The following is an 11,889-nucleotide window of genomic DNA, read 5'->3' as shown; positions in this document are numbered from 1 at the left end:
CCACACTTAATTTCTTTGTTCGACACCGTGGGCGCAACTGCCTACAAATTTCGCGTACGCAGCGAACGGTGGGTTCGACGGGCCGCTTCGCAGCATCAGTTGGCGACGCTCAAAGACGGCTTTGGGCCGTTAGACGTATCGTGGAAAACGGGGCAGGGGCCAGTGCTGCGTCTGCACGAGGTCCGCAGCAGAGCCCGAAGCAGACACCAGTTCGTGACATCAGACGACCTCAGGTTCAGAGAATTGTTCGCGTGCCGAGATGGTCTGCAAGCTGATCGAATGCCAACCTGATCCTTCGCGCTGTTTGTAACTCAGAGTGTGTGGCCAACCAGATAGGAAACTTGAATGGCTCGTGTTCGGGCAGAACACGCTCCACACCAGGTGTCAGGGCTGCCACATCGTCTGACATAACACTAATGCCGAAACCTTGGCGCACAAGCTCCCATGACACTACCCCGCTCTGCGACCCGATCCGAAAACTCTTGCGGGTTACTTCGATGCCAGCCGGATTGAGAAATCCAATCATCGTGTCAATGTCTCCAAAACCGACGAAATCCAACTTGGCAATTTCTTCTTCATTTCTTGGTCGTCCAACCTGTTCGAGGTACGAACGGGCAGCGTAAAAATGTGCCGTCGCTTCTGCCACGAGCTTTGCAATCAGGTCCGGCTGTGTTGGGCGAACATGCCGAATTGCAATATCTGCCTCACGCCGCTGATGTCTCGTATGTCATTTGCTGCGACAACGTCGATCTCAAGCCGCGGTGCCGCGAGCCCGATCTGTTTGAGAATAGGATGTCGCTTTTTGCTGGCCTATTTCGGATGGCATTTCCAGACGGTCCGCAGGCTGAGCAGAGTATTAGCACTTTTGTACTTATTGGCATTTTGTTCTTGGCTGTCTCATTCATCACTTGGAAGGCGTATACTGCACCAAGCCGGCCTTAGCAAAATGGCGGCCTTTCCCACCAAGCAGTTCCAGTACCGTGGCCAAGGTCAATTTTGCGTCCTGCGGACGCAGCAGTTTTGCACCTTGCCAATTGGCAGGAATTGGCCGTGTTCGACAGCTCAGTTCTGTACCTTTTCTTCCGTGCTGCGCCGAAGACCAACCTTCCCGCTGTTTTGAAGGGCCTCCATTTCCGCTGGAAGCCACGCATATCTATGGAATGTTAAAGTCGTGTCCCTCCAGACTCTGTTTGAAATCAACCCGAGCCCGCACCTGGAACTTTGAATGTGTTATTCTCGCTGACCGAATTCGATCGCATCGAAAAGTGCGCGGTTGGTCCTTGTCCTGATCCCAAGCGAGCACATACCACACCGGATAGCTGAGCAGCAGATAATGCGGCTCAATTTCCCTTGTCGTTCTTTCTCCTTCTACATCAACGTATTCGATCTCGATCGAGTGGCATGTCAGGAAAGCCTGGTGCAATCTCTCGACACCCGAAGACTCCTGTTGAGCTATGTTGGCCTGCACAAAGAGTGAAGCTGTCTCCCCAATGAGTATACGTGATTTCAATCGGTTGATCTCATGAGATGATTTCGGGGAAAACGACGCCATCAATTTCCTGCGGATCGGTGTTAGGTTTGCCAAGAGGATTGGCGACTGCAAACGCTCTATGACCGCAAGGCTTACTAAGAGATCAACGGCCTCTTGGTAGCTGAGGTTGATCCGCCCGATGCCCCAGCTCCAATGCAGCCGAACACCGCCGCCTCGCCCACGATCCGCTTCAATTGGAAGACCGCGGTCTCTGAGGAGTTCGATGTCGCGCCCAAGAGTTCTTCCACTCACCCCGAGTTCAGCCGCCAATTCACGCACAATTAAGGCGTCGTCTGTTTTTAACCTTGCTGCGAGTAAATCCAGGCGCTGGAGGCGGGAAAATGTGGTCGACTTTTTCACATTATCAAATACGACATATAATGTCATATTTGTCCATAAGACTGTTTTGCGACCTCAAATACAAGGAGAGATTCATGAGTGAGCAAGTGATTGAAATGGCCGAGATCAAACTCGTGGTGGGCAAAACAGAAGCAGACTTGATAGCGGGCGCTGAAAAGATGCGTGAAGAATTTCTTGCTCTGCAGCCTGGCTACGTATCCCACGATCTCGTCCGAACGGGGGGCGGCAAGTACGCGGACATCGTGCGTTGGGAAACCGATCAACATGCACGTGAAGCCATGGGTAAGGCAGAGCAGTCGGCGGTATGCGGAGCGTACTTCACCCTCATGGAGTTCGACCCTGAGAACCCTCATGACGGCGTCTCACATCTCAGCGTTCTATCGGCAGGAAGCAAGTAGCGTAAAACCGAGAAAACTTCATGCCATTCAACCAATAAGGAAACAGAGCTTCCAGAGACTTATCAGCCCACGGCCCGGTCAATGCCGAGCCGTGGATTGCGCTTCTAACCTTTCGTTATGGAGTTGCCACCGTCAGCAGTCATGGCGCTGCCCGTAATGAAAGAGGACTGATCTGAGATCAGGAACATGGCGGCCTTCGCGATTTCCTCTGCTTCCGCCATACGTTTAAGAGCATGAATGCTGGCGACCCACTCGTGCGCCTCGGGATCGTCGCCCGCCATTTCGGTTTTTGTTCCGCCCGGCAAGAGAGCGTTTACACGAATGTTCTCTGCACCATGTTCTACGGCTAGAACCTGTGTCAGCCCAATAAGACCCGCTTTCGAAGCGGCATAAGCCGCCATGCCTGGCAGACCGATTGTGTGCCCAACAAATGTTGATGTGAGCACGATTGAGCCACCACCCCGCTTGTTCAGTGCCGGAATCTGATGCTTTGCCGCATGAAACGCACTGGTCAGGTTGGTTTCGATGACATTGTCCCAATTGGCGTTTGTCATTTCTGAAATCGGTCCCATTTCTCCTATGACACCGGCGTTATTGAAGGCTGCATCAAGCCCGCCGAATTCAGCTTCCGCCAATTCAACTAACTCTTCCGCGTAGGTATCATCAGCGACATCTCCCGCCAGATAAGCCGCTCTTCCGCCGCTGTCGCGAATCTGGTTGCTGAGGCCAGCCAAACGGTTTTCCCTCCGGGCGCCAAGCACGACATTGGCGCCGCTTGCGGCAAAAAGCGTAGCCGCCGCCTCGCCAATTCCACTGCTCGCACCTGTGATGATCACGGTTTTGTTCTCAAGTAGCATAGTATCTCCAGTTCTGAACTTTCGAGCGAGAGATAACTGTGTGCCAATGTCGGAACGACCCGTTTCATGCGCTTCCGATCCACAGGCCTTCGGGAAGCGCAAGAAACGGGTCGTGAGGCTCGAAGAGCAAACATATCCCTAAGGCAGACGAGGCGAGTTTGACCTGAGACGGAAGCTGGGTCCCAAACACCGCCCCAATCAGAAACTAATGGAGATTTGTCCGATGACGATGCACACATCAGATTTTCCGCAGTCACTTGAATTCGCATTGAGCGATGATGACAGATGGAACGCGGTCAAAGACAACGACGCCACTCTTGACGGTCGTTTTGTCTATGCGGTCCGAACTTCCGGCGTCTATTGCCGCCCTTCTTGTCCCTCGAGACTGCCAAAGCGGGAAAACACCACTTTCTTTGATGGGACGGAACAGGCAGAAGCTGCCGGCTTCAGGGCATGCAAGCGCTGCGGTGGTATTCCAGCGCCTCGAAAACCACACGAAGAACTTGTCGGATACGCGATCGAGAAGACCGCAATTGGATACTGCTTGGTTGCAATTGGGCCACGCGCCGTGATGTCGGTTGAGCTCGGAGATAGTCCAGACACCTTGCGCGAAGCGTTCTGTGCCCAGTACATCAATACTGTTGAGTTACAGGCCGACCACGCAGCCATGCGGATCATATCGAACGTGATTGCGATCGTTGAAAACCCGAAATCATCTCATGCAATCCCCTTGGATTTTCAGGGCACGCGTTTCCAGAAGAACGTCTGGAATGCGCTCAGAAGAATTCCTGCTGGCCAGACCGCAACCTATTCCCAGATTGCCAACGCCATAGGGAAGCCGAACGCAGCCCGCGCCGTCGGAGCGGCCTGTGGAGCCAACCGCTTTGCGGTACTGGTGCCGTGCCATCGGGTTGTACGTGCCGACGGTACATCCAAAGGATTCAGATGGGGATTAGGGCGGAAAGAGCAACTCCTTCAGTTGGAGGCTGCGGCATGAACAAGCACAAAACTCATGAATTGGGCGAACAAATGGTTGGTAGACCGGAACAGCGGGTGGCCCAATACGACTGGGCGGCCATTCACGAGCAGCTTGACCGTGACGGATGCGCCGTACTGACTTCACTGCTCAGTAGAGATGAATGCACGGCGATCGCTAGGCAATACAACGAAGAGGACATCTTTCGCAGCCATATTCACATGAAGCGTCACGGCTTTGGGCAAGGAGAGTACAAGTACTATTCCTACCCGTTGCCTGGTGTTATCAGTCAGCTTCGAAGCAAGCTCTATGCTCGGCTCGCGCCGATCGCCAACACATGGGCTGAGCGAATGGGGACGGGCATTCAGTACCCAGAAATGCACTCCGATTATCTGGATATGTGCCATATAAGTGGGCAGGAGCGTCCAACCCCCTTGCTACTTCAATATGTGGAAGGCGACTTCAATTGCCTCCACCAAGACCTGTATGGGGACCTGTTCTTTCCTCTTCAAGTCGCTTGCCTGCTTTCGGAGCCCGGGCGTGATTTCAGGGGTGGTGAGTTCGTATTGACAGAACAGCGACCGCGAATGCAGAGCCGCCCGCAGGTTGTCTCACTTGGCCAAGGTGATGCAGTAATTTTTGCGGTGAACACGCGACCAGTCAATGGTGCGCGTGGGGATTATCGCGTCACGATGCGACATGGGGTTTCACGCCTAGAGGAAGGGCATCGCCACACACTTGGCATCATTTTTCACGACGCAAAGTGAACGGAGCATCGTGGTGGGCTGAAGCCATAATCGCGCAGAAAATCGGGCTCTGATTTCAAGGCGGCGATAAATCTCTGATTGCTGGTCAATGTCCGTTTTGGCGAAGCTGCACTGCGGCGTTGCAGGACAAGTCGGATGACCGGTATGAGGCCGGAATGACTATTTTCTAGAATTCCGAATTCGCCGAGGTCATCTAGACCTACAGACAGAGTTTTCAGTGTGTTTGTCAACTCATCCTATACCCAACATTTCTGAGCGTTACGATCCGTTGACCTTCTGCTCCGATTTTGCGCCTTAGGCGGCCAACGTAAACGTCGACGACGTTGGTTAATGGATCTTCGCTCATGCCCCATACGGAGTTGAGGATGCGCTCTCGGGACAGAACCCTACCCACATTGGTCAGAAATAGCAGAAGAAGATCGCGTTCTTTTTTGGACAGTTGCACCTCTTCGCCAGCTACGGATACGTGAAGGGAGCGCCGGTCGAAGCTTAGGGTTCCACATGTTATGACGGACCCCCCAAGATCGCTGGCATAATTGTTGGCACGCCGGTGCAGGGCCTCAACGCGCGCGATGAGTTCGTCGAAATCAAAGGGTTTCGGAAGATAGTCGTCAGCGCCGATTTTCAGCCCTTCGATCCGTTCTTCGGGGCTGTCAAGCGCTGTCAGCATCAGGATTGGGATTTTCGATTTACGGGCACGCAGTTTACGGCAGACATCCTGCCCTTGAATTCCCGGCAGCATCAGATCCAAAAGGATGACATCGTATTCTCCGGTAGCCGCGTATTCCAGTGCATCTTCCCCGCTTGAGGCATGATCGACAGTCCAGCCTTCTGCAGACAAACCACGACGGATGAAATCGGCAACGCGTACCTCGTCTTCCACAATTAGAATATTCATGTCACCCTCAATTCACTTGGTGCTTCTATCCATCACAATGACAAAAGGAGTATGGCCGCATCGGTTCTGGAAACAGAAATTCAGATATACAAAACAACATCAGCCCGTCTCTCGCCACGTATCAGGTTGCACAACTTTCATCCGTGGGCCTTTGGGCAGTGTTAAGACAATTTTCAAACCACCCTCTCGACGGTCTTGCAGATCAACGGTTCCACCATGGGCTTCGACGATTGACTTAACGACCGGAAGGCCAAGACCGCTGCCCTCGATCCCCTGGCCCGACGCGTTCGAACCTCGGTAGAAACGATTGAATGCCTGGGACTTTTCTGCGGCGCTCAACCCTGGCCCATCATCTTCGACCGCAATCGAGCAAAAGGCGAGGCCTTCATCCAGCTTGGCCTCAATCGCAGGGCCGCCATAGCGTCGGGCGTTCTGCAGCAGCGCAAGCAAGGACTGGCGCAGGCGGACTTCGTCAACGGAGGCGAGAACTTTGTCCGCGGGTGTTACGACCTGAACCGGATCAGGGAACATGGCGACCGCATCGTGCAATATCTTTCGCAGGTCGGTCTTCCTGCGATCAAGGCGAAGCTGGCCCGCCTCGAACCGGGCGACGGTCAGCATATCGTCGACAATCTGATTGGTGTGTTTTGCAGAATCCCGGATACGGGCGAGGGAATCCGAGACCTCTACTGACAGTTTGTCAGATGTCCTTAATGTTACATCGGCCTCTCCAAGTATGATCGCCAACGGTGTGCGCAATTCGTGACTTATATCGGCCATCAGTTGCTTTCGGTTCTTTTCCCCAGTCTCGAGTTTATCAATGAGCTGCTGAAGCTCGGACGTTCTTGCCGCGACAGTTTGCTCGAGCTGTCTTTTTTGTTCCGCGCGGCTGGCTTCGCGCGCAGCCAATCCTTCGGCCATGCCGTTCAGAACCACGCCAAGCTCCCTGAACTCACGGCTGCCACCCAGGTTCACAGGCTCGGAATAATCGGCCCTGCGAAGGTGGCCAATGGCTTCAGCAAGTCGGATCAATGGCTTTCTGATCTGGCGATTAAACGACATAAGGGCGACCAGAAGCACTCCGATTGCAGCCGCGACAATCATGTAGACCAATCGCTTGTTCCATTCCCTGAAAGCTGTGGCCTCGGTCAGAACGTCTTCGACTTCCTCGATTTCCTCGTCGAGCGCGGACTTGATTTTTCGGTCCAGTTCGTCGTCGATATCTCCGTCCAGAAGGGCTGCCAGACGTTCGATGCGAACAAATGTTTCAATCGGGCTGCCTTCTGCTGTGAGACTGGCAATGGCTGCGTTCACAGATTCGATATCGTCCTCAATTTGATCTAGCAGTTCCAGTTCTTCGATTTCCTCGTCACCAACCATTTGGATTTCACGAGCAATGACATCGCGAATGTCTTCAAGAGTTTGCGCGATTTTGACCTGTAGTTCCGCTTCCCGGGCGCCGTCATCCCGATCCCCGATCAGCAGCGCGTCCCCATGCTGTTTGAACAGACGATAAAGGTCTGCTTCTAGCCGGAGATGGAGCCCATAGGACTCCTGGGCCAACAGTATCCGGGCATCCCACCAGCGGGTTTTTTCCAGACTGTAAAGGGTCAACCACGCAAGCCCGCCCAGAAACCCGACAAGTACAGCGGCGTATATTCCGAACAGGGTGGATGAGCGCATATCAAATGACCTTTGAAATCTCATGCATTTTAGAGGGGGCGGAGCCGTCGGCCAATACGATCGTTGCCGAGGAAAGTTTTTGAAACGTTGCAAGCAGTTCAGCCACCTGATGTAGGCAGGCAATCCATCTGATCGAGGCAATCACTACGACTTCGGCCTTGCCCAGTACGGCGCGGGCAAGATCCAGACGCAAAGTCTGATCAGATGTCAACCCGTGACCGTTTTCCGCGACGCGCTGGTCGAGCCCTTCGGGGGCCATAAGCAGGTCGGATAGACCCAATTGCCGCAGTACCTTCGCGATCCTGCGGTCACTGGGGCGTTTCCTGCACATCAAGGTTACGGATCGGCGCAAACTGCCCTGAAGCCCGATATGAGTGTCTCCGATAAAAGCGAGTTTTGGCGGGACTTGCTGATCACCATAGCGAACTGCGATGCCCTCATGAGTGTCAAATCCCGCGATACATCGCGCGAGCCTGCTGGCATTTGGCCCCCTCAGCTCCGAGACGCTGTTCGGTCGGGCAACAAATGTAACAGGCGTTCCGTCAAGCTCTCCGGTGACGTCAATTCCCATGGTATTGGTCTGATTTGCGATTCTTCTTTTTACCGTTGGCTCTGAAAGAAGCCGTTGAGATTTCTCACGCGCGACTTGCCAGGCGCAGTGATAATCCCATGCGCTGGCGAGGTGTTGTAGAGGCAGCGCGATCAACGCCATCACTGCAAGACAAGCTGCAACGGTTGCAGGTGCGATGCCTGTTCCGCCGGCCCGCCAAAGCATCAACAGACCTGCGAACACCACACCCAATTGCAGGATTATTTGAAGGCCCGCTACAATGCCACGGCGCGCAAGCGCATCGTTGCGAAGCGATACACCCTGCGCGTCCAGCTTTTGCAATTCACGGTTTGTCCGGCCCATAAGATCGAGCTCGGGGGCAATCGCAATCCGCTCGGTCATGGAGATCGCAATGTTGGCCCGGCGGCGGCGCAGTATTCGGTGGCGATACTCAAGATGCCAGGCTATCGCTGCCACCAGCAGCAGCGTCAGACCAAGTACTGTCATTCCACTGACCGCAAGAGCGGGGTGAAGGTAGTACAAAATGGCTGCCGCGCCCGGGATAACGACTGCTGCCGCGCAGACACTCGGCAAACCGCGCCCAAACCACAGGCGGGCCGCCGAAAGATCACCAACAAACCGTAAAGATAACGCGCCAACCCGGCGTCTCTCGTGGCGTGATTTGGGAAGTTGTGCGATTTGCTGATAGAGCGCGCGCCGCAATGATATTGCATAGCTCTGGCCAAGCGCTTCCGCACGATATCGTGAAAGGAATAGACACACGGCAGCGATCACACCGGAGGCGGCCAATTGCCATAGGATCTCGTGGGCGGGCGCACGACCCGCGTGGATCGCTTCAAACGCGCCCCGTGTTGCGAGGGCGGCCATTGCCAGGGCTATCGCCTGAACGACGCCGCTTGATACCACGAGGACCGCATCGATGATGCGGTCCCGTGTGGCCAACCTGGGGAAGGGGGTCATGCGGCCACGTTCTCTGGTTCATGCCGCATCAGAGGGGCAACATGTTGTGCGATCATTGCAGGCGACCAAAGATCTTCACGCGACAGGATCGGGCACCCGGTGGCTTCAAACGCTTCGGCTGAAGCGAGGGGTGAGCAACTTACCCGCCCGGAAATCGCAAATGGGCTTAGCCCAACCCGTCTCAGCACAGTAATACCGCCCAATGCGCTCAGCGCGTCTGGCGCTGCAAACAGGATGCCATCCAGACGATCCCGAATGCGCGAGGATTTAAGGATTGCGCGTGTTTCCTGTTGGAACACGCCGTCTGCGATTTCTACAACCACCACTTCGGCCCCTCGCGATGCGGCTGTAGCTATAAGCGTGTCAAAGCCCGTTTCGATCTTCTCCAAAGACATCCGATAGGTTGTCGCCATTCCTACATCCGTAAAATCAAGCGCAACCGCGCCTGCATCCTCAAAACTGTTGAAATCGCCGAAGGCGCCGGTGCCTGTGGCTTTTACACCTGCCACAGAATACCCCGCGCGCATCAAGCCATGGCCCAGGCTTGAAGCAGCGGTTGTCTTTCCGGAGTTCATCGATGCCCCAAATACGCCGATTACGGTTACCCGGTCATTGGCGGGCAATTGTGGCAGGGCATAATCCACGATATTGATCACTTGATCTTTGGCGTTGGTCAGAAGCCCGAGGGGCTTCAGCCGCGTTGGTTCTTCCATGCGGATATGCGCGGCATCCACCCGGCCCGCTACACCACCACCCGCAACCAGATCAATGAGATCATCGTCGACAACAGCACTGGCAAGGAATTGATCCGGCGCATAGCGATCACCCAGGCACAGTACCACAAAATCGCCTGGATAGCTGGTCGAAACTCGCCGCTCGGCGAGCTGTATTTTCTTGTGGTGCCCGATCTCGACGATCTCGCAGAGGATCAGATCGCCTGCTTTTGCACTGCTCGTCTGAGTGTTGAGGCCGTAAACATCCGACCGAACAACGCGGCGGGTTGTGAATGCCCATTTTGCGGTTTCGCAAGCACTTATGGGGATTGGGGAAAACTGTGTCATGCTTTGCTCCGTGGCTGACGTGTCCATGGTTTCATCTTGTCAGCACCGTGTGAGAAAGGTTGCAAAGGTGCATGACGGGATGTGGTGCGATTGAATGAACAGCAGATGAACGCGTTGTCTGGGCGGGAACTTAGATTCGTAGCGGCCCCAATATTCTGAGCAGGCAGAGATGCAGGGATTGAGCTTAGCACCCAACGACGGCTGGTCGATGATCAGTCGTCATCGCCGTCATCATCCCCATCGTCGTTCCCGTTGTCATCTCCACCGTCATCATCACGGTCGTCACCGCCACCCTTTCCGCCAGAGCCGCCATTGTCGTCGTTTCGCTCCCCTCCTTTCCGATTTCCCCGATCTTCACGTCCGTCTCGATCTTCATTCTTCCTGTCCGAGCTTTGCCGCAATTCCCTGATCGTAATGCGGCTGTCACCATTTCGGTCGATATCGTCAATCAACCTGCGCGCGCCTGCTTCCCCGAAGGCAGCCACAAGTTCATTGAAACTAAGAACGCCGTCAGAGTTTGTATCGATAGATCGAAAGCTCGCTGTCTGTGCAGTGGCCATGTCCGATAGACCAATGCTGACCATCAGGGTAATGGCGAAAATGAACGAACAGAACCTATGGCGGAATGTTCTTTTTCTGCACTTCACCGCCTCGCGTCGATCCAACAACAAAGATATCCCTTTAACCGACGATTGTTCTTTAAGAACCAACGCGTTTCTATCCCAGTAGGACAAGGTAGCGCGCTCAGATGAAGCGCTATTATTTTGCGGATGAACGTCAGATGACAACCTCTAGTATTTTTGCCAGTTGACGTTTGGAGCGAGGTCATGTGTTGGCAATCGACGACATAGAGGGAGTGAGCGTCGTCTAGCTCGAGCTGTTTTCGAGCAGGTTTGGTCTCAATTTGGGTATTGCGATACCAGTAAAGAGTGATGTCTCGCACAAATTTTCGCTTTTAGGGTGCCGTTGCGGCAACCGAAAGACGTTTTCAAGGTCGGCTTTTGGGCCAGTTGAATAGGTAGAGTGAATTGGGGCAGGGGTGTATGCTGTGTCAGGTCCTGGGTCTGCAACGAGCTCAACTTGACCCTGAGCTCCAACGTTTTCCGCTGATGAAACGTCCAATAATATCCATCTCAATATCCGCCTGCGTCCTATGTTCCTAGTGGTTTGGAGAAAAATCGAATGGCGACGCGTGGGTATTGTCTGTGTAAAAAACAAGCTGGGTCTATCGGGGTGATCAAACATGGGCGTGCTATTGCCACTGCGATGACTGCCGTCGGAATTGTGCCGCACCGGTGGTCGCATGGTTCGGTGTGCCGATAGAAAAATTTCAGTGGACCGGTGATAAACCCCGCACTTACGAAAGCTCCAAAGGCGTTTTAGGCGCTTTTGCGGGACGTGCGGGTCACCCGTTGGATTTGAAGCCGATCACTATCCGGGTGGTATGCACCATTATGCTGCGTCGCTCGAAAACCCGGAAGATTTCAAACCGACTTTTCACGTCAACAACCAAAGCAAGTTGCAGTGGCTGCAAATGACTGATGACCTCGACGCGTTTGAAGGCACATTGCTTCTCATCCCTAATGACCCAGACGGATACCAGTAGTTGGGGAAACCATCTGATTTTCCAAATGGCAACTAAGTCCGCTCTTGAGACCTTGGCCATCACCAAAGTTTAGCAGGCGAAGTGAACGACAGCTATGTGGGCTGCGGCCGCAGAAACTTGATAGGAGGCCAACGGCATCTGTGGGTGGCTCCTGCATTGCAAGAGTTTTTTGGTGATGTTTGCGGGTATTTTGTCAGTACCTTCGTCTGTCCGGCCTGTTT

General features: G+C 54.1%; 12 protein-coding genes. 4 read left to right on the top strand and 8 right to left on the bottom strand.

The features are described 5' to 3' along the window. Positions 1-235: 235 nt before the first annotated feature. Together ACR0K1_RS17990 and ACR0K1_RS17985 are read right to left on the bottom strand one after the other, a co-directional pair. Entirely contained in the window at positions 236-658 is a 423-nt protein-coding gene (locus ACR0K1_RS17990; protein WP_480851476.1) for a LysR substrate-binding domain-containing protein, read from the bottom strand. A 495-nt stretch (positions 659-1,153) separates the two neighbouring features. After that, positions 1,154-1,918, bottom strand: coding sequence for a helix-turn-helix transcriptional regulator (locus ACR0K1_RS17985; protein WP_480851403.1), 765 nt, complete (start codon positions 1,916-1,918; stop codon positions 1,154-1,156). A gap of 47 nt (positions 1,919-1,965) precedes the next feature. Between ACR0K1_RS17985 and ACR0K1_RS17980 the strand changes: the two genes are divergently transcribed. Next, positions 1,966-2,289, top strand: coding sequence for an antibiotic biosynthesis monooxygenase family protein (locus tag ACR0K1_RS17980; RefSeq protein ID WP_480611177.1), 324 nt, complete (start codon positions 1,966-1,968; stop codon positions 2,287-2,289). Between the two features lie 104 nt (positions 2,290-2,393). Here ACR0K1_RS17980 and ACR0K1_RS17975 read toward each other — a convergent pair whose 3' ends face one another. Next, on the bottom strand, positions 2,394-3,146 hold the full coding sequence (locus tag ACR0K1_RS17975) for an SDR family oxidoreductase (RefSeq protein ID WP_480851402.1): 753 nt from the start codon (positions 3,144-3,146) through the stop codon (positions 2,394-2,396). 223 nt (positions 3,147-3,369) lie between these two features. Between ACR0K1_RS17975 and ACR0K1_RS17970 the strand changes: the two genes are divergently transcribed. Further along, the gene (locus tag ACR0K1_RS17970; RefSeq protein ID WP_480851401.1) at positions 3,370-4,143 is read left to right on the top strand and encodes a methylated-DNA--[protein]-cysteine S-methyltransferase; all 774 of its coding nucleotides are present in this window, start codon (positions 3,370-3,372) and stop codon (positions 4,141-4,143) included. Then, complete coding sequence (locus tag ACR0K1_RS17965; protein ID WP_480851400.1) at positions 4,140-4,889, top strand: 2OG-Fe(II) oxygenase; 750 nt, start codon at positions 4,140-4,142, stop codon at positions 4,887-4,889. The genes ACR0K1_RS17970 and ACR0K1_RS17965 overlap by 4 nt, the downstream gene beginning before the upstream one ends. 226 nt (positions 4,890-5,115) lie before the next feature. Here ACR0K1_RS17965 and ACR0K1_RS17960 read toward each other — a convergent pair whose 3' ends face one another. The 5 genes from ACR0K1_RS17960 to ACR0K1_RS17940 form a co-directional block, all read right to left on the bottom strand. Then, a complete protein-coding gene (locus ACR0K1_RS17960; protein ID WP_480851399.1) occupies positions 5,116-5,787 on the bottom strand; it encodes a response regulator transcription factor in 672 nt (223 codons plus the stop codon). 99 nt (positions 5,788-5,886) lie between these two features. Further along, positions 5,887-7,470 carry a sensor histidine kinase gene (locus ACR0K1_RS17955; RefSeq protein ID WP_480851398.1) on the bottom strand — a complete coding sequence of 528 codons (1,584 nt, stop codon included), beginning with the start codon at positions 7,468-7,470 and terminating at the stop codon, positions 5,887-5,889. Between the two features lies 1 nt (position 7,471). Beyond that, positions 7,472-9,001 (bottom strand): ABC transporter transmembrane domain-containing protein, encoded by a 1,530-nt coding sequence (locus ACR0K1_RS17950; RefSeq protein WP_480851397.1) that lies wholly within the window; start codon positions 8,999-9,001, stop codon positions 7,472-7,474. After that, positions 8,998-10,062 (bottom strand): P-loop NTPase family protein, encoded by a 1,065-nt coding sequence (locus ACR0K1_RS17945; protein WP_480851396.1) that lies wholly within the window; start codon positions 10,060-10,062, stop codon positions 8,998-9,000. The genes ACR0K1_RS17950 and ACR0K1_RS17945 overlap by 4 nt, the downstream gene beginning before the upstream one ends. 212 nt (positions 10,063-10,274) lie before the next feature. Continuing rightward, positions 10,275-10,796 carry an EF-hand domain-containing protein gene (locus ACR0K1_RS17940; protein ID WP_480851395.1) on the bottom strand — a complete coding sequence of 174 codons (522 nt, stop codon included), beginning with the start codon at positions 10,794-10,796 and terminating at the stop codon, positions 10,275-10,277. 561 nt (positions 10,797-11,357) lie between these two features. On the opposite strand from ACR0K1_RS17940, the gene ACR0K1_RS17935 reads away from it, so the two are divergent. Then, a complete protein-coding gene (locus ACR0K1_RS17935; protein ID WP_480851394.1) occupies positions 11,358-11,600 on the top strand; it encodes a hypothetical protein in 243 nt (80 codons plus the stop codon). The last annotated feature ends 289 nt before the right edge of the window (positions 11,601-11,889 follow it).

This window comes from Ruegeria sp. F5 (assembly GCF_056533845.1).
This window is presented reverse-complemented; position numbering and strand designations above follow the sequence as displayed.